The 16,242-nt window shown below is 73.9% G+C and carries 16 protein-coding genes; 3 read left to right on the plus strand and 13 right to left on the minus strand.

The window, feature by feature from the left end:
* A partial coding sequence (locus tag FK498_RS11410) for a protein-disulfide reductase DsbD domain-containing protein (RefSeq protein WP_161988388.1) occupies window positions 1–1,423 on the minus strand: 1,423 nt, incomplete at its 3' end.
* A 152-nt stretch (window positions 1,424–1,575) separates the two neighbouring features.
* On the opposite strand from FK498_RS11410, the gene FK498_RS11415 reads away from it, so the two are divergent.
* Entirely contained in the window at window positions 1,576–2,169 is a 594-nt protein-coding gene (locus FK498_RS11415) for a YqgE/AlgH family protein (RefSeq protein WP_141854643.1), read from the plus strand.
* A gap of 6 nt (window positions 2,170–2,175) precedes the next feature.
* On the opposite strand, the gene FK498_RS11420 is transcribed toward FK498_RS11415, so the two are convergent.
* The 3 genes from FK498_RS11420 to FK498_RS11430 are packed head-to-tail and all read right to left on the minus strand — an operon-like array spanning window position 2,176 to window position 5,390.
* Window positions 2,176–3,399 (minus strand): multidrug effflux MFS transporter, encoded by a 1,224-nt coding sequence (locus FK498_RS11420; protein WP_141854645.1) that lies wholly within the window; start codon window positions 3,397–3,399, stop codon window positions 2,176–2,178.
* A 42-nt stretch (window positions 3,400–3,441) separates the two neighbouring features.
* Window positions 3,442–4,317, minus strand: coding sequence for a TIGR01459 family HAD-type hydrolase (locus tag FK498_RS11425; RefSeq protein WP_141854647.1), 876 nt, complete (start codon window positions 4,315–4,317; stop codon window positions 3,442–3,444).
* A complete protein-coding gene (locus FK498_RS11430; protein WP_141854649.1) occupies window positions 4,314–5,390 on the minus strand; it encodes a quinone-dependent dihydroorotate dehydrogenase in 1,077 nt (358 codons plus the stop codon). The genes FK498_RS11425 and FK498_RS11430 overlap by 4 nt, the downstream gene beginning before the upstream one ends.
* A gap of 65 nt (window positions 5,391–5,455) precedes the next feature.
* Here FK498_RS11430 and FK498_RS11435 point away from each other — a divergent pair, with 65 nt between their 5' ends.
* A complete protein-coding gene (locus tag FK498_RS11435; RefSeq protein ID WP_141854651.1) occupies window positions 5,456–6,331 on the plus strand; it encodes a DMT family transporter in 876 nt (291 codons plus the stop codon).
* Between the two features lie 6 nt (window positions 6,332–6,337).
* On the opposite strand, the gene FK498_RS11440 is transcribed toward FK498_RS11435, so the two are convergent.
* On the minus strand, window positions 6,338–6,670 hold the full coding sequence (locus FK498_RS11440; protein WP_141854653.1) for a hypothetical protein: 333 nt from the start codon (window positions 6,668–6,670) through the stop codon (window positions 6,338–6,340).
* A gap of 71 nt (window positions 6,671–6,741) precedes the next feature.
* Between FK498_RS11440 and FK498_RS11445 the strand changes: the two genes are divergently transcribed.
* A complete protein-coding gene (locus FK498_RS11445) occupies window positions 6,742–6,966 on the plus strand; it encodes a hypothetical protein (RefSeq protein ID WP_141854670.1) in 225 nt (74 codons plus the stop codon).
* A gap of 139 nt (window positions 6,967–7,105) precedes the next feature.
* Here the strand turns inward: FK498_RS11445 and terL are convergent, their stop codons facing one another.
* The 8 genes from terL to FK498_RS11485 all read right to left on the minus strand — a co-directional run bounded on the left by terL (window position 7,106) and on the right by FK498_RS11485 (window position 16,070).
* Window positions 7,106–8,593 carry a phage terminase large subunit gene (gene terL, locus FK498_RS11450; protein ID WP_141854655.1) on the minus strand — a complete coding sequence of 496 codons (1,488 nt, stop codon included), beginning with the start codon at window positions 8,591–8,593 and terminating at the stop codon, window positions 7,106–7,108.
* Window positions 8,590–8,886: a hypothetical protein gene (locus tag FK498_RS11455; protein ID WP_141854657.1), complete on the minus strand. Its 297-nt coding sequence runs from the start codon at window positions 8,884–8,886 to the stop codon at window positions 8,590–8,592. The genes terL and FK498_RS11455 overlap by 4 nt, the downstream gene beginning before the upstream one ends.
* Window positions 8,883–11,174 (minus strand): glycosyl hydrolase family 28-related protein, encoded by a 2,292-nt coding sequence (locus FK498_RS11460; RefSeq protein ID WP_141854659.1) that lies wholly within the window; start codon window positions 11,172–11,174, stop codon window positions 8,883–8,885. Before FK498_RS11460 ends, FK498_RS11455 begins: the two co-directional genes overlap by 4 nt.
* A gap of 15 nt (window positions 11,175–11,189) precedes the next feature.
* Window positions 11,190–11,624, minus strand: a complete 435-nt coding sequence (locus tag FK498_RS11465; protein WP_141854661.1) for a hypothetical protein — start codon at window positions 11,622–11,624, stop codon at window positions 11,190–11,192.
* Entirely contained in the window at window positions 11,624–13,504 is a 1,881-nt protein-coding gene (locus FK498_RS11470) for a hypothetical protein (protein WP_141854663.1), read from the minus strand. The genes FK498_RS11465 and FK498_RS11470 overlap by 1 nt, the downstream gene beginning before the upstream one ends.
* Window position 13,505: 1 nt before the next feature.
* Window positions 13,506–14,075 carry a hypothetical protein gene (locus FK498_RS11475; RefSeq protein ID WP_141854664.1) on the minus strand — a complete coding sequence of 190 codons (570 nt, stop codon included), beginning with the start codon at window positions 14,073–14,075 and terminating at the stop codon, window positions 13,506–13,508.
* 88 nt (window positions 14,076–14,163) lie between these two features.
* Window positions 14,164–14,997, minus strand: coding sequence for a phage capsid protein (locus FK498_RS11480; protein ID WP_141854666.1), 834 nt, complete (start codon window positions 14,995–14,997; stop codon window positions 14,164–14,166).
* 305 nt (window positions 14,998–15,302) lie between these two features.
* Window positions 15,303–16,070 carry a capsid assembly protein gene (locus FK498_RS11485; protein WP_141854668.1) on the minus strand — a complete coding sequence of 256 codons (768 nt, stop codon included), beginning with the start codon at window positions 16,068–16,070 and terminating at the stop codon, window positions 15,303–15,305.
* Between the last annotated feature and the right edge of the window lie 172 nt (window positions 16,071–16,242).

Raw genomic sequence — 16,242 nt, forward strand, 5'->3', positions numbered from 1 at the left:
GGATCATCCAGGCGCCCGGCCGCGGCAGCAGCGCGGCGAGGCGCGGGGCGGCCGCGAGCGCCATCCAGGGCAGGGCCAGCCCCGCGCCGAGGGCGGCGAAGACGGCGAGGATCTCGCCCGTGCCGCGCATCAGTGCCCAGGCCGCGGCGGTGCCGACGAAGGGGGCCGAGCAGGGGGTCGCGAGCAGGGTCGCGAAGGCGCCGGTGGCGAGGTCGCCGGCAAGACCGCGCCGGGGCGCGGCCTCGGCGAGCGTGCCGGCCCAGCGCGGCGCACCGATCGCGAACAGACCCCAGAGGTTGAAGGCGAACAGTCCGGTCACCGCGGCCATGAAGGCGAGGAACACCGGCTGCTGGAACTGCACGCCCCAGCCGATCGCCGCCCCCGCCGCGCGCAAGCCCGCCAGTGCCGCGCCGAGCGCCAGCATCGACAGCGCGACACCCGCGGCGGTGGCGAGCAGCGACCGCCGCGCCGCCGCCGGCTGCGCGCCGGCCAGCCCCGCCAGTCCCGTCACCTTCAGCGCCAGCACCGGCAGCACGCAGGGCATCAGGTTGAGGATCAGCCCGCCGAACAGCGCGATCGCCAGCACAGCGCCGAGCCCGCGCGCGGCCGCGAGAGCGACCGCCTCGCCCTCGAGCGCGACCGGCCCGTCGACCACCGTCGCGGTCAGCCGCGTGCCGGCGGGCAGCGCGACGTCGGGGAAGGTGAAGCGCGCCGTCCGCCCGCCCTCCGCAAGGCTGACGCGCGGCGCCGGCAGGTCGGGCAGGGCGGCGGTCTCGACGAACAGGTCGGGGGCAACGAAGGGATGGGCCCCGCGCGCGGTCACCACCAGCGCGCCCGTGCCGGTCTCGGCCGCGAGCGTCACTCCCGCCGCCTCGGCGCGCGCGGGGACGCGGCCGGCGAACCGGTCGATCAGGTGTGCGGCCGCCGAGGGCGTGGGCGGGCCGGCGGGCAGGTCGAGCGCGACGCGCGCGGCGCCGGGGATGCAGATCTCCCTGCACACCAGGTACTCGACCTGGGCGCCGAGCACGGCCGGCGCGCCCGGCTCGACCAGCCGCGCCTCGATCGGCAGCACCACCTCGCCCGCGTAGCCGTAGCTCTGCAGTCCGAACAGCTCGAAGCGCTGCGGCGCCGGCCAGCGCAGCGTGGCCTGGCCGAGATTCGCGGACCCGCCCCAGTCGAGTCGCGGCGGCAGCCCGGCCGAGCCCGGGCTGCGCCAGTAGATCTTCCAGCCCGTCTCGAGCCGCACATGCAGCCCGAGCCGCAGCCGGTCCTGCCCCGGACCGATCGCCTCCGTCGCGGAGACGAGGCGCAGATCCGCCTGTTCCGCGCGCACCCACGCGCCGAGCCCGCCCGCAAAGGCGGGGGCAGAGCCGAGCGTGGCCGCGGCCAGCACGGCAGCGACGAGACGGGAGCCTGTGCGCATGGCGTCTTCCGCCCGGACCGTGGCGCGCCGGCCCCGCGCGCGCAAGGCTGCCACCGGCGTCTCGCGGCGGATTGACTGCACGAGACGGCGATCGCGGCCGCGGACGCGTGTTGAGGTCCGCCCGCCCGGCGCCAACATGCTAGTGTGGTCGCATGAGCAGGTCGAACGACATGACGGATGCAGCGGAGGAGGGCGGCTGGCTCACCGGCCAGCTCCTGATCGCCATGCCCGGGATGCGCGATCCGCGCTTCGCGCAGACCGTGGTCTATGTCTGCGCCCACTCGGCCGAGGGGGCGATGGGCATCGTCATCAACCGTCCGCTCGAGGGACTGAGCTTCGAGGCGCTCCTGCGCCAGCTCGGCATCGAGCCCGCGCCGCCGAGCCGGGTGATCCGCATGCATGCCGGCGGCCCGGTCGAGACCGGGCGCGGCTTCGTGCTGCACACCACCGACTGGGTGCAGGACGGATCGCTCAGGGTGGACGAGGGCTTCGCGCTCACCGCCAGCATCGACGTGCTGAAGGAGATCGCGCGCGGCGGTGGCCCGCGCGAGGGCATCCTCGCCCTCGGCTATGCCGGCTGGGGGCCGGGCCAGCTCGACGAGGAGATCCAGCAGAACGCCTGGCTCTCGGTGCCGGCCGACGAGCGCCTGGTGTTCGGGGCCGATCTCGGCGCCAAGTGGCGCGAGGCGCTGGCCTCGCTGAAGATCGATCCGCTCCTGCTCTCGGGCTCGGCCGGGCGGGCGTGAAGCGCCTCAGAGCGCGCCTGAGCGCCGGCCGGTGAACAGGAACGCCTGGCAGGCCAGGGCGGCGGCGAGCATGTAGGCGGCCGTCGCGACGCCCGAGCCCGTTTCGGTCGCGCCGACCAGGAGCGTCATCGCCGCGCCGAACCCCATCTGCAGCGCGCCCGCGAGCCCCGAGGCGGTGCCCGCGAGCTTCGGCCGCACGCTCACCGCGCCGGCCATGGCGTTCGCCTGCGCCACGCCGTTGCCGAGCGCCATCAGCATCGCCGGGCCGAACAGGTTGGCGATGTGCGGCGGCAGCGCCAGCACCGCAGCGAGCGCGAGCGCGGCGCCGGCGAGCGTCACGCCGGTGCCGAGCGCGAGGAGCCGCACCACGCCGAGCCGCTGCGCAAGGCGGGCGGTGACGAAGTTGCCGCCGGCATAGGCGAGCGAGACGACGATGAAGGCGAGGCCATAGGTGGTCGGCGAGAGGCCGAGCCCGTTCACCACCACGAAGGGCGCACCGGCGAGGAAGGCGAAGAACACGCCGGAGGTGGCGGCGAAGCTGCCGGCATAGACGGCGAAGGCGGGGCGGCGCAGGAGCGCGAGGTTGGCGCGCAGGAACCCCGCAATCCCCGGCAGGCGCTGCGCCACGGCGAGGGTCTCGGGCAGGCGCGCGGCGGTGGCGGCGAGCAGGGCGGCGCCCGCGGTCGCGGCGAGGCCGAAGATCGCGCGCCAGCCGAGCCACTGCCCGAGCGCGCCGCCGATCGCCGGCGCGACCATCGGCGCGACTGTCATGCCCATGAACACATAGGCCATCACCGAGGCCGACTTCTCGCGCGGGTAGCAGTCGCGGATCATCGCGCGCGCCAGCACCATGCCGCTGCAGGCGCCGATCGCCTGCACCATCCGCCCCAGCACGAGCCAGCCGACCGAGGGTGCGGCGGCGGCGGCCGTCGAGGCGAGGAGGAAGAGGGCGAGCCCGGCGAGCGCGCAGGGCCGTCGGCCGTAACGGTCGGAGAGCGGCCCGTAGAGGAGCTGGCCGAGCGCGACACCGACCAGGAAGAGGGTGAGCGCGAGCTGCGCCGTGGCGGGGGAGACCGCGAAGCCGCGCGCCACCGCCGGCAGGGCGGGCAGGATGATCTGCAGGCTGAAGGGGCCGATGCTGGTGAGCGCGACCAGGAGCCAGGCAGGCGGCACCGCGCGCCAAGGCGCCGCTTCGGGCGCGCTCTCGATCGCCTCGCGCGGCGCCGTCACGGCGGCGCGGCTACGCGGTGCGGCCGGGTCCGGCCACCCGGCTCACCAGACGAAGGCGGGCAGCGCGGCGATCGGCTTCAGGCCCTGCGCGGCCGCCGCGCGCTCCAGCACCTCGGCCGGCGGCAGGGTTCCGTTCACCGCGCCGAGTTCCTCGGCATGGATGCCGCCGATCACCCAGGCCGCGTCGATGCCGGCCGCCTGGGCACCGGCGATGTCGGTGCGCAGCGCATCGCCCACCGCGAGGATGCGGCTCCGGTCGGCGATGCCGAGCATGGCGAACACGCCCGGGTAGATCGCCGGGTCGGGCTTGCCGAGGCTCCTCACCTCACCGCCCATCGCCGCGTATTCCCGCGCCAGCGCGCCGGCGCAGATCACGCGCACGCCGCCGCGGATCACCTCGAGATCCGGGTTGGCGCAGATCATCGGCAGCCTCGCCGCACGGCAGCGCCGCAGCAGGGGCAGGAAGTCCTCCACCGTCTGGCCCGGCCTGTGGTCGTCGGGGCCGGTGTTGAGCACGAATTCCGCCTGCTCCGGCGCGACCACCTCCTCGAGGTCGAGCGTGTCGAACACGTTGCGGTCGCGCTCCGGGCCGATGTGGAGGAAGCGCCGGCCGAGCCGGGCGAACCAGGGATCGGTGCGGTCGCGCAGCGCGCGATGCACCGCCTCGCCCGAGGTGAGGATGCCGTCGTAGAGCGCATCCGCGATGCCCATGGCGCGCATCGCCGCCTGCGCGGCCGCCGCCCGGCGCGGCGCGTTCGAGAGCAGCACGCTGCGCTTGCCCGCGCGCCTGAGCGCCGCGAGCGTGGCCACCGCGCCGGGATAGGGCGTCACCCCGTCATGGATCACGCCCCAGAGGTCGAGCACGAAGCCGTCATAGCGTTCGGCGAGGGGGGCGAAACGGTCCAGCCTCACAATCATGCGGAGTCCCCGAGGTCGGCGCCGACCGCGTCGGCGACAGAGGCGAAGCCGTCGGCGGCGAGGGCGGCGGAGAGGTCGTCGAGGATGCGCCCGATCAGCGCCGGGCCGTCATAGGCGAAGGCGGTGTAGAGCTGCACCAGCGTCGCGCCGGCGCGGATCTTGGCATAGGCGTCGCGCCCCGAGGCGATGCCGCCCACGCCCACCAGCACGAGCCGCCCGGCGGCGAGCCGCGCCGCCCGCGCGAGCAGCGCGGTCGAGGGGGCGAAGAGCGGCCGGCCCGAGAGCCCACCCGTCTCGGCGGCGTGGCGGCTGCGCAGGCCGGGGGGGCGCGCGACCGTGGTGTTGCCGATCACGAGCCCGTCCACGCCGTGGGCGACCGCTGTCGCAACGATCGCGGCGAGCGCCGCGTCGTCGAGATCGGGCGCGATCTTCACCATCAGCCGCGCGCGGCTGCCGGCCCGGGCGAGGGCCGCCTGCGCCGTCTCCAGCAGCGCGGCGAGCCGCGCGCCGGCCTGCAGGTCGCGCAGGCCGGGCGTGTTGGGCGAGGAGACGTTCACCACCAGCACCTCGACGAGCGGCGCGGCGTCGGCGAGCAGGGCGGCGTAGTCGGCGTCCGGGTCGGCGCTCTCCTTGTTCAGGCCGACATTCAGCCAGAGCGGCCCCGGCAGCGGGCCGGCCTCGCGCAGGGCGGAGAGGCGTGCGCGCACGGCCGGCCAGCCGTCGCTGTTCAGCCCGTAGCGGTTGATCACCGCGCGGTCCTCCGTCAGGCGGAAGACGCGCGGACGCGGGTTGCCGGGCTGCGGGCGCAAGGTCACGCCGCCCGCCTCGACGAAGCCGAAGCCCAGGCCGAACAGCGCCGGGATCGCCTCGGCCTGCTTGTCGAAGCCGGCGGCAAGTCCGAGCGGATTGGCGAAGTCGAGCCCCAGGACGTGGCAGGCGAGGCGCGGGTCGCGCGGACGGCGCGCCGGCCCGATCAGCCCGCGCGCGAGCGCGGCGACCGCGAGGCGGTGCGCCGTCTCGGCGTCGACCAGCCGCGCGAGCGGCATCAAGCGGGAGGCGGTCTCGGGTGACATTCGGGACGGGTCATGCCCGAAGCGGCGGCGCGGGGGAAGGCTGGACGGCGGATCGTGCGGCAGGCATGACGGTTGCGCGGGGCTGGGGCGGAGGACGCGTGCGCGGCGTGGTGCTGATGGTGGTCGGGATCGCGCTGTTCGCGCTCACCGACGTCACCACCAAGTGGCTTTCCTCCGGCTACGGCGCCGCGCAGGTGATCGCGATGCGCTGCGGCACGGCGCTGCTGGTGGCCGGGCCGCTCGCCTGGCGGCAGGACGGGATCGCGCCGCGGCGGCTGCCTCTGCATCTCGTGCGCGGGGCGCTGATCGTCGCCGCGGCGTTCTCGTTCTTCCTCGCCTTCGCGCGGCTGCCGCTGTTCGAGGCCTATGTGGTCTCCTTCACCGCGCCGTTCATGACCATGGCGCTGGCGATCCCGCTGCTCGGCGAGCGGGTGGGGATGGCGGCCTGGGCCTGGGCAGGGCTTGGCTTCGGGGGCGTGGTGGTCTCGGCCGCGCCCGGGCTGACGGGCGGCGGCTCGGCACTCGGCTATGCCGCGGCGCTTGCCGGCACGGCGAGCTATGCCGGCATGAAGGTGGTGACGCGCCGGCTCGGGGCGGGCGAGGGGCTGGCGGCGGCGATGGCGGTGCCGGCGGCGATGGGGGTGCTGGTGGCGGGGCCCTTCGCGGCCGCCTCGTGGCTCGCGCCACCGGCCGGCGATGCGCTGCTGCTGGTGCTCAACGGGGCGCTCTGGGGCACGGGGAATGCCGTCGTGACCGCGGCGGTGCGCGCGGCCGAGGCCTCGCGCATCGCGCCGATCGACTTCACGGCGATGGTCTGGGCGGTGCTGTTCGATGCCGTCTTCTTCGGCGTCACGCCGCGGCTCGCCGATCTCGCCGGTGCCGCCATCGTGGTCGCCGCCTGCCTCGGCCACCAGTCCGGCCAGCGCCGCGCGCGCGCGTAGCGGGCGCTACTCCGCGAAGGCGTCGTCCGGTTCCCGCCGGCCGCGCGCGCGCGGGCCCATCACGTCGAGCTTCTCCTCGATCCGCATGAGCTGCAGCGAGACGCGGCGGTCGACCTCGCGCATCATCTGGATCGGCACGTAGCCGCGCGCGACCTCGAGCTTGAAGGCGGCGAGCTCCTCGCGCAGACGCGTGGCGATGTCGGTGTGGCGCTGCTCGACGCGCTCGATGCGGGCGATCAGCTCCCTCTTGATGTCCCACATCATCTTGAACAGCCCGGCGAGGATCGGGAGTTCGATGACCCGGATCCACCATTCGAGGGTGATGGCCGAGGGATCCATGCGTGACACTCCTGGGACGATGGGCGCGGACGCTTGCGCGAGCGCCCCGCCTGCCCGATATCGGGGACGCGATGTGGAACGAGCCCTATCTCGAGACCTGCTGCCGGTCGGCGCTGAACCGGCTGAGGATCGCGCGCGCGCTCGGCCGTCCGCCGGGGTTGAAGGACGGCCCCTGCCTCGCGCGGCTCGCCGGCATGGGATTCTGTCGCGAGCGGCCCGACGGGCGGTTCGAGATCACCGAGGCCGGGATCGACCGGCACCGCACCGAGATCCTGAAGGAGCCGCGCGCGGCGTGAGGCGGCGCGACGGCGGCGTCCCCCTCGTCCTGGCCGTCTCGCGCCGGCGGATGCCAGGGGACGCGGCGGCGCCGACGGGCCGCCTCTGCCCGTGAGCGGGAAGGGGCGAGCGTGAGGATGAGGCTGCGGCAGGACGCGCTCACGGCTTGAAGTCCTGCCGCGCGGTGAAGCCGCCGGCCGGATGGCGCCAGTCCTCGCGCCGCACCGCCGGCGCGACCCGGCCGATCCGCACCCTCTCGTTCAGGATCGCACCTGCCACGGCGTCGAGTCCGTCGTCATGCGCGCCCTTCGAGCCGGTCGGGCGCCACTCGCGCATCTCGGCGATCAGCGGGGTGGCGAACACGGAACGATGCGCCCAGAGCCGCCGCGCGGCGAGGAGCGGCTCGAGCGCGCCGAGGATGCGCTCGGCCTTGCTGCGCGTGCTCGGCCGCTCCACCACCGCGCAGGGCACGCGGGCCTTCGCCATCTCGGCGCGCAGCAGCCCCGGCAGGAAGCGGCCCAGCCCGTTGTTCTCCACCGTCAGCGAGGGCAGGTGGAGCTCGCCCGCGAGCCGCACCACCTGCCGGCAGAGCTGGGTCGCCGCATCGGCGCCACCCTCCGGGTCGTGCGTCAGATAGGCGACGCGGTGCAGGTAGTAGCGCTCCTCCCCGTCGGTGAAGACCGCGGCGAAGACGGAACGATCCCCCGCGCCAGGAATGCCGAAGGCCGGATCCCAGAACGCCGAGGCCGAAACGAGGGGACGTTCGCCGAGCAGCAGCCTGAGCCCGGCATTCGCCATGTGCAGCGTCAGCTCGTCGTCGTAGGGCATCAGGTCGGCCGGATCGAGCCGCGCATCCTCGGGCGGCTGCGGCTCGAGCTGCATCTGCGCGGCGAAGGAGCGCGGGCCGACGCGGGTCTTCAGCTCGGCGATCTTGGCGTCGTCGAACCGGTCGGGCCAGGCTGAACGCCCCTCCGCGTCCAGCAGCGGGATCACGAGCTTCCTGAACCCGGCGAGAAAGGCCGGCGCTTCGCCCGGCTTCGCCTCGGTCCGGTAGATGGTGTCGGGCGTGTGCGGCGTTCCGATGAACAGGAGCGTGCCGCCGGGCACGAGGATGTACTCGATCTCGGCCAGCCGTTCGCGCAGTTCGGCCCGCTTCTCCGCGGTGTCGCTGTTGCCGGGCACCTCGATGTCGTCGCAGATCACCACGTCGGCGCGGCTGCCGGTGATGTTGGCGCCGATGCCGCGCGCGAGCATGGAGGGCTCGCGCGCGCTGCCGGGACGGTTGACCGTGAAGCGATCCGCCGCCCATTCGCCGCCGTGGCGCGGGTGCAGGTGGCGGCAGAACGGATGGCGGCGGATGATCTGGCGCACCGTGCGCACCATGCGGGTGGCGAGAGACTGTTCCGCCGACAGCACAAGAAGGCGCAGATCCGGCCGGTTGGCGAGCAGCCAGGCGCAGTAGAGGCCGACCACCGTGGACTTGCCGGCACCGCGGAAGCACATCAGCAGCAGCCTTGTCTCGCCGCGCCGCCAGGCATGGCCGAGCCAGCGCGCGATGCGCAGGTGATGCGCCGGCGTGCCGTGGTCGTTCAGCCGGTTCCAGATCCAGACGAACTCGGGAAAGCGGATCTCGATCGGTTCGCTCATTCGTCGTCCTCGTCACCCGCCGCGGCGCCGATGGCGCTGCGTGCTTCGGCGATCAGCGCGAGCCGGTCGTCGGGCGTCTCGCCCGCGCCCGGGGCAGGCGTCTCGGTGATGCGCGCGATCTTCAGGAGCAGGTCGAGATGCGCGAGCGCCGCCTTGCAGGCGGCATGATGCGCGGCGAACTCCTTCGGATCGGTGCTGTGCGGCTCGTCCCTGGCAAAGGCGTGGTAGGAGGCGATCGCGCGCTCGATCGCCTGGTCGATCTGGGTCGCGATCAGCCCCTTGAGCCGGCTCACGCCTTGATCACGCGGACCCGGAGCGTGCCTCCCGCGAGGTCGATGGCGCTGGACGCGCGGTTCCACGCCACCACCGTCACCGTGTTCGCCGCCCCGACCGTGGCGAGGAACAGGACAGCCGTGGTCGCGACCGAGAACGTGGCCTGCACGAAGTCGCCGGGGCTCGCGCCGGTCACGGTCATGTTCACCTGCTGCGTGGCGCCGGCGGCGATGCTGGGCGGGTCCCACGCAGTCTCGGCGACGATCTCGCGGCTGCCGTGCGGGAAGGCGGGTGTGCCGTAGAGCAGCGCTGGGGCGTGCCGTGGCTCGCAGTAGAGGCGAAGCGCGCGCGCCTCGTAGTCGGCATCGACGCGGCAGATGCCGATGATCGCGGCTGCCACCTGCGCATCGAGCCGCAGCGCCTGCAGCCGCGTCAGCGCGGCATCGGTCATGTCGCCCGAGCCCTGCCACCAGCGCGCGGCCGGGTTCCAGGCCAGCGCCTGGCCCGAAGCACGCGCGACCGTCCCGGCCGCGTCGGTCAGCAGCGTCCCCGCGGCGTCGAAGCACTGCACGAACAGGCGCGGCGCGTCGGCATCCACCGCCAGGGCGAAGTCGCGGCAGGCGCGCGTGTCCACCACGAAGCCCAGGCCGCGCGCAGCGGTGATCATGACGCCACGGTCGGTCGGCGCATAGCCAGAGAGCGCGGGGAAGGCGAAGTCCTCGATCCGGCTCGGCGAGCCCGACACGTTCGCGCTGACGCAGGCGAGCTGCGCGAACCCCGTCTGGCCGGCACCCCAGCGGAACGCGGCGGCGCGCAGGTTCGGCACGTCGCCGATCAGGCGCGTCGCCTCGGCATGGGCGGCGGCCTGGTGGCGCGTGCGCAGCACCGCGCCGGCGCGGGTGGCGCCGGCGGCGTACTCGACATCGAGCAGGTAGCCCTGGCTCGCCCAGGCGACGTCGTAGAGGTGATCCTGCGCACCGGCGGTGTGGCGCGCGACGATGGGCGAGCAGCCCTCCATGCGGATGTCGCGCGCGATCACGGCGCGGCTTTCCACCTCGCAGAGGAACGGGATCGCGACATTGCCGTCCTGCTGGCGCAGCTCGAAATTGGGCGCGTCGAAGACGTGGCGGTTGTGCGCGCGATAGGCGCCCGGCGCGGCGGAGAGGCGCACGCCGAAGCGGTCGAGCGCCGGCCAGGTCGCGAAGCTCACCGCGAAATGCCCGCCGTAGTAGCGCATCGAGGCGTTCCAGCCGGCGGCGGTCCCGGCGCGGATGTCCAGACCGATGCGGTTGTCGACGATGCGGCCGAGCAGGACGGTGGTGTCCTCGACGCCGCGCTCGTCGCCGAGCGTGCGCACGCCGATCGTGAAGTTGCGCGCCTCGGCGATCTGCACCAGGCTTGCGTCGATGTTGCGCAGCACGACTCCGATGTCGCGCTCGTCGAGCCAGTCGGAGACGGTGGCGCGCACCACGCGGATGCCCCAGTAGAGCTTCTCGCCGTTGCGCACGGCCCCGCCGTCGCCCAAGGTCAGTGCAGCTTCCGGCGCGGCGGGCTCGGCGACCAGCCGGCCCCGCATGACCAGCCCGGCTGCGCCCCCGGGGAGGATCAGCCCGCGCGTGATGCGCCAGTCGCCCTCGGGGATCAGCACCATCCGGCCGAGCGCGCCGGCAGCGTCGAAGGCGGCCTGGATCGCCTGGGTGTCGTCCGACTGGCCGTCGCCGGCGGCGCCGAAATCGGCGACCGAGAAGGCCTCGGTGAACTTGTCCTGGGCGGTGCGCGGCACCGCGCCGGCGCCGTCCTGGCGGAACAGGGTCTGGTTCGTGCCGGACTCGGCGGCGTAGAGCTGCACCCCGCCTGCGGCATCGAAGCCCAGGAGGCGCGAGGCACGCGCGGCGCGCGGCGGCAGCACCGACGCCACCCCCGCTTCGGTCGGGGCGAACTGCAGCGCGCGGCCGAGGTCGTCTGCGAGCTGCTGCAGCGCGGCGACCTGGTAGTCGAGCTCGTCGTTCAGCACGCGCGCGCGGAGCTCGCCGTTCTCCTGGAAGTCGCTCACCCGCTGCAGCGCGAGCCGCCGGCGCAGCGTCACGATCGTGCCGGCGGCGGGCGGGGTCGCGAAGGTGAGCGTTCCGCCGGCCGACTGTCCCGCGCCCGAGACGGTGAAGCCGCCGCTCCGGCGCGCGCCGTCAAGGAACACCTCGAGATCGGCGGGCTTGAAGATCGGGAAGGGATAGGTGAAGGCGCTCTGCGCCCCCGAGGCGACGTACTGCACGCGCGGTGCGATGTCGCCGATGACGATGTGCTCGGCCATGGGGATCGGGTTCCGTCAGAGGTTGAGCAGCGAGCGGACGCTCGAGGAGAGCCCCGTTGCGAGCTGCGAGCCGACGCGGATGAAGGGCGCGAGGTTGAGCTGCTCGTCGAGCAGGCTGCGCCGTCCGGCGGCGACGCGCAGGGCGAAGTCCTGCGCCTCGGCCTGCTCGCGCGTGCGCGCCTCCTCCTCGAGCGCGGAGACGAGCGCGGCGCCGGAGCCCTCGGCCGCGCTCACCCCGCCGGCGGCGAGGCGGGCACGGGTGGAGGCGATCGTGCGCGCGAGCAGCTCGCGGCGCTGGCGCGCCTGCTCCTCGCTGGCGAGGCGGAGCTGCGCCTCGCGCGCGGCCTGGACCTCCTGCTGCCGGCGGCGCTGCACCTGGGCCTGCTGCTGCGCGCCCACCAGCCCGGCCACGCCGGTCAGCAGCGATGCGACGGGAACGAGCTGTGCCATCAGGTGTTCAGCCTCATCTCGGTGGTGACGGAGAGCAGCGTCAGCGGCAGCGGTACCGCGCCCTCGATGCGCCAGAGCGGCGCGGTGGTGTCGCGGCGCCAGCCGAGCGCGCGGACGGTCTTGTCGCCGGTGAAGGCCGGCGGCGCGGTGTCGAGCACGAGCGGGCCGAGGCGGCGGAACGGCACCGCGACCGGGCCGCGGCCGAGATCGACCGAGAGTGCGGCCGTCTCGAGCAGGCGGAACGTCACGGCGACGAGACGCACCGGGCCGGTGCGGCCGCCATACGGCGTGATCAGCTCGGGCGGCAGCGGCTCGATCACGTGCGTGAAGGGCAGGCCGACCTGGACCGAACGTGCGGGCGGATCGGTGGCGATCATGCCGGCCTCGACCGTCTGCGTGCCGCGCGGCGCGCCGTCGCCGACGACGGCGACGCTGCGCCCGGCAAGGTGGTCGAGGCCCGACCAGGTGGCAGCACCTGTCGGGTGCGTGCCGGTGATGCCGGCATCGACGCCGAGTCCGGGATCGAAACGCTCGAGCCGATGCGCCCCGTCGCGTTCGACGACGACGAACACCGCGCCGTCCACCTCGCCGACGGCGCGGAACGCGCCGTCGGTCTCCTGGCGCGTCCAGGCGGTCACCTGCTCGGCGCGGAACAGCGTCAGTGTCGCCATGCGCCCGTCCGCCATCACCAGGTGCAGCAGGCGCTGCGTCTGGTCGTAGGCCATCGACACCGGCGTGGCGACCAGGTGGCGCGCCAGCACGGCGAGATCCGCCGCCTGGTAGGCCTGCTCGACATCGGTATAGGCGAACTCATGCACCGATCGGCCGGAGCGGCTGACGAAGACCGTCGCGCCGTCCACGTCCACCGGCGGGATCGTGCGCTCGACCGGCGAGCCGACGCGGGTCTGGCGGTTGAGCTGGATATTGGCCGGCGTCAGCGGATCGCCCGAGACCATCCATTCCGCGCCTGAGGTGAACACCTGCAGGTGGCGGCCCGAGAACACCGCGCGGATCGCGTTCACCTGGTCGGAGACGAGGGCGAACTCGATCGCCTGGTCGTCCAGCCCCTCGCCGAGATCGAAGTTGAAAAGGTCGCCGGTGCGCGACAGCCAGAGCCGGTTCGGCAGGTCGCGCGAGCCGCCGATCACCAGCCGGTCCTGGTGGAAGCAGAGCGAGACCGGCCAGCCGCGCGCGGGCGAGAACGCCGCCTCGTCCCAGTCCGCGCTCGGCGCGGCGACGGCGAGGGTATCGAGCACCGTCGCGGCGGCCGAGGTCGGGCCGGTGACCGCGTTGACGGTGACGCGCTTGCCCTGGAGGCGGAACGTCGTGCCGGCATGGCCGGCGACGAACACCGGCGCGGAGGCCGTCAGCGTCACCGTGCCGGTTGTGGCCGAGGCTGCGAGTGTGACGCCCGGGGGCGCGAAGCGGTGGTAGGGCTCGGCCGCGAAGCTCCAGGGCGCGATCGTCCACTCGGTGTGGCTGGTGCGCGTGATGCGCTGCGGCGGCACTTCGGGATGCGCGACCAGCAGCGTGTCGGCGCTCTGCGTCCAGCCGAGTTGCGCAAGCTCGGCCTCGGTCCAGGGTGTCGCGATCGCGGCAACCTCGACATCGCCGCGCCAGACGGCGAGGCGGCGGTCGGTGAGCACGAGCAGATAGGTCTGCTCGGTCGAGAACTCGAAGGCGATCAGCCGTGCCGTGCCGGGCAGCATCGCCAGGTGGCGCAGGCCCGGGCGCCGGCGCAGTCCGCCCGTGGGCAGGATGAAGACGTTCGCGAGCCTCGCCGCACCGTTCTCGTAGGCGCGCAGATCCGCCCGGCCGAGCAGCTCCGGTGAGAGCTCGCCGGCGGCGAAGCTGGTCTTGATGCGGCGGATCGCGGACATCTCAGCCGCGCGCTCCGATCAGGGAGAAGTCCTGCACCGCGAGCGGCGTGTCCTGCTGGCTGTCGGTGAGTCGCGCGGCGCGGAACTCGCTCTCGGCGAGCCTGAACATCAGCTCGGCGCGCGCGGTGTTCTCGGTCAGCGGGATCACGAACTCGGCGGCGAGCCGGGCGATCAGCGCGGCGTCGAAGAAGGGCGGGAAGGACTGCTCGGGCGGGCGGAAGATGTAGGTCAGCACGATCTCGGGCGGATCGGCGTGCAGCCGGTTCTCGGCGATGCGGTAGGGCACGCCGCGGCCCTGGCCCGACCGCCCGGCCGAGAGCGCGCGCAGGAAGTCGGGCGGCAGCTGGAAGGCGTGCGCGTAGTCCGCCATCGGCGCAGCGGCGAGGCGCGGCAGCGACGCCTGGGCGGTGGCGAAGCTCCAGGGGTAGGCCGAAAGCAGGGCGTCGCGCACCGAGGGATAGAGATTGGCGGCGACCTCGGCCTCCGCGGTGCCTTCGTCGAAGGAGGCGATGGTCGCCGCGCCGATCTTGATCAAGGCGCGCGAACAGAGCGCGAGGGCGGAGAGCGCCATCGAGAGGAACTCCAGTATTGTCCGTGGAGCGCCCTGTCCCCTGCCCCTCTCCCGCGTGGCGGGAGAGGGGGGAAGAAGGGCGGGGCGGCTACTCGCGGCAGCGGAGGCGCACGACGCCCTCGGCGTCGATCAGCACCGCACCCTGGCTCATCATGTTGTTGACGAACCAGGCCGCACGTTCGCCATGCCAGGTGATGTCGGTCTGCACCTCCGCGCCGACCGCATGGCCGACCGCGGTGCGGTGGTACCAGTAGCAATAGCGCAGCGTGCCGTTCCTGGTCAGGCCGGAATGCGGCATCCAGAGCGTCCCCAGCCAGCGCTTCGCCTGCGTGCCCTTCCAGGGCAGCTCGTCGTCGCCGATGTAGTCGGCGTTGGCGAACTCGGGGATCTGCAGCAGGTCCGACCACTGCTTCCAGCCGATCACCGCGAAGCGCTGGCCGTCATCCGGCACGTCGGCCGCCCCCAGCATCTCGAAGGCGAGCAGGATCTTCTGCTTGGTCAGCCCGTCGTCGTCGGTCTGGCCGGCGCCGGCGCCGATCGCCTCGCGGCTGGCGGCATCGAGCGCGGCGATGATCAGCTCGTCGGTCTTGCGGCCGAGCGCGTAGGCGCCGGCATTCGCGATCACCGCGCGCTCGTCGTGGTTGATCTTCAGCTCGTCGAGCTTGTCGATCCAGTCGCCGGCGTAATAGTCGGCGAGGAAGCACTCGACCGGCTCGTGGTCGAGGTTCATCACCGGCACCGCGCCGTGGCGCGCCTTGGTGCCGGCGACACCCTTGCCGACGCGCTGGAACACGGTGGAGGCGCCCTTCACGCCGGTCTTGGACCGAACGGTCGGACGCAGCTTGGAGCCGAGCCGCTGGTAGGACTCGTGCACCTCCGTCTGGAACTGCTTGACGAAGGCCTGGTCGATCGAGGTGGCCACGATCGGATTTCCCTGGTTGCGGTTGCGGAGCGGGTTCGGGGTGTGGCGCGCGGTTGTCCCGGGCGGGGCCGCTCGGCGCACGCGCGACCGCCGGGCCGCCGCGCGAGCGGCGGTTCTCCGGCGGCCGGCCGGGGATGCGGCCGGGGCGGCCGACATCCGGGGAAGGGGGGGGACGGATGCGCGGGGAAGGGGGGACGCGCATCCGTCCCGGTTCCGGGGTGAGCGCGGGAAGGGGCGCGCTCGCAAGCCCCGGCCCGGCGCCCGCGCCATGCGTCGGGCGCCGAGAGGAGGCGGCGGGGCGGGGCTCAGCCCTCGCCGGGGAAGAGGCGGCGGAAGCCGTCGGAGACGCGGGCGACGAAGGCCGGGTCGCGCTTCTTCCAGTAGCGCGGGTCGCGCATCATCCGGCGCAGCTCGTCCTCGCCGAGCGCGGGTGCGGCCTCGGCGTCGCGCAAGAGGCCCGGCTCGTTCTTCTCCATCATCCGGTGCAGCGCGATCACGCCCTCGTAGGTGGAGGAGAGCGCCTCGAACACGGCCTCGGGCAGCTTCGCGCGGCCCCACGCGGCGAGTTCGCGCGCGATGCGCGCCCAGCGTTCCTCGCCACCGAAATGATCCTTCAGACGATCGAGCTGGCGCTCGGCCTCGAACATCTGCGCCGCCTCGCCGATGAGCGGCAGCAGCCGCTCGGCGGCGAGGTCGTAGACGAGCTGCACCTGCGCCGGTGTGAAGCCCGCCGCGTGCAGCCGTCGGTTCACGTCCGGATCCGGCGTGAGCAGCGGATGGCGCGGCTCGATCACGTAGGCATCGGGGCTCTCGGGCACGCCGAGGGCGCGCAGCAGCCGCAGGCGCGCCTCCTCGTCCGCCTCGTCCGCGGGCAGCGGCACCATGCGCGAAAGCCGCCTCTCGAGCTCGAGATAGGACTTGAGCAGCGCCTCGACGCGGATCTGGCCCGCCTCCTCGTCCCAGAACTTCTCCGGCACCTCGGGCGGGCGGCGGCTCGGCTTCTGCGCGCCGTCCTTGCGGTCGGGCCTCGCGCCGGCGTCCTCGAGCGTGATCTCGATCAGGTTGTCAGCCATCGCTCTGTCCTCGTCAGGCGGCCGGGTCGAGGCCGCGGGGCTGGGCGTCGGGTTCGGCCGGCGCGACCGCGCGGGCTGCGCGTTCCTCGGCCGCGCTGACGACGAGATCCGGCGGCACGCCGAACAGGCCCGCGAGCCAGCGTGCGGCGGCGGCCGGATCGGCGGTGTGCGC

Origin of the sequence: Elioraea sp. Yellowstone, assembly GCF_006704265.1 — a bacterium.
Classification (GTDB): domain Bacteria; phylum Pseudomonadota; class Alphaproteobacteria; order Acetobacterales; family Acetobacteraceae; genus Elioraea.

Excerpts from the sequence above, each read along its gene's own strand:
- terL (WP_141854655.1), bottom strand. The coding sequence starts at position 8,593 with ATGAGCGAACCGATCGAGATCCGCTTTCCCGAGTTCGTCTGGATCTGG.
- FK498_RS11470 (WP_141854663.1), bottom strand. The coding sequence starts at position 13,504 with ATGTCCGCGATCCGCCGCATCAAGACCAGCTTCGCCGCCGGCGAGCTC.
- FK498_RS11435 (WP_141854651.1), top strand. The coding sequence starts at position 5,456 with ATGACGGTTGCGCGGGGCTGGGGCGGAGGACGCGTGCGCGGCGTGGTG.
- FK498_RS11440 (WP_141854653.1), bottom strand. The coding sequence starts at position 6,670 with ATGGATCCCTCGGCCATCACCCTCGAATGGTGGATCCGGGTCATCGAA.
- FK498_RS11445 (WP_141854670.1), top strand. The coding sequence starts at position 6,742 with ATGTGGAACGAGCCCTATCTCGAGACCTGCTGCCGGTCGGCGCTGAAC.
- FK498_RS11425 (WP_141854647.1), bottom strand. The coding sequence starts at position 4,317 with ATGATTGTGAGGCTGGACCGTTTCGCCCCCCTCGCCGAACGCTATGAC.
- FK498_RS11430 (WP_141854649.1), bottom strand. The coding sequence starts at position 5,390 with ATGTCACCCGAGACCGCCTCCCGCTTGATGCCGCTCGCGCGGCTGGTC.
- FK498_RS11465 (WP_141854661.1), bottom strand. The coding sequence starts at position 11,624 with ATGGCACAGCTCGTTCCCGTCGCATCGCTGCTGACCGGCGTGGCCGGG.
- FK498_RS11460 (WP_141854659.1), bottom strand. The coding sequence starts at position 11,174 with ATGGCCGAGCACATCGTCATCGGCGACATCGCACCGCGCGTGCAGTAC.
- FK498_RS11485 (WP_141854668.1), bottom strand. The coding sequence starts at position 16,070 with ATGGCTGACAACCTGATCGAGATCACGCTCGAGGACGCCGGCGCGAGG.
- FK498_RS11475 (WP_141854664.1), bottom strand. The coding sequence starts at position 14,075 with ATGGCGCTCTCCGCCCTCGCGCTCTGTTCGCGCGCCTTGATCAAGATC.
- FK498_RS11415 (WP_141854643.1), top strand. The coding sequence starts at position 1,576 with ATGAGCAGGTCGAACGACATGACGGATGCAGCGGAGGAGGGCGGCTGG.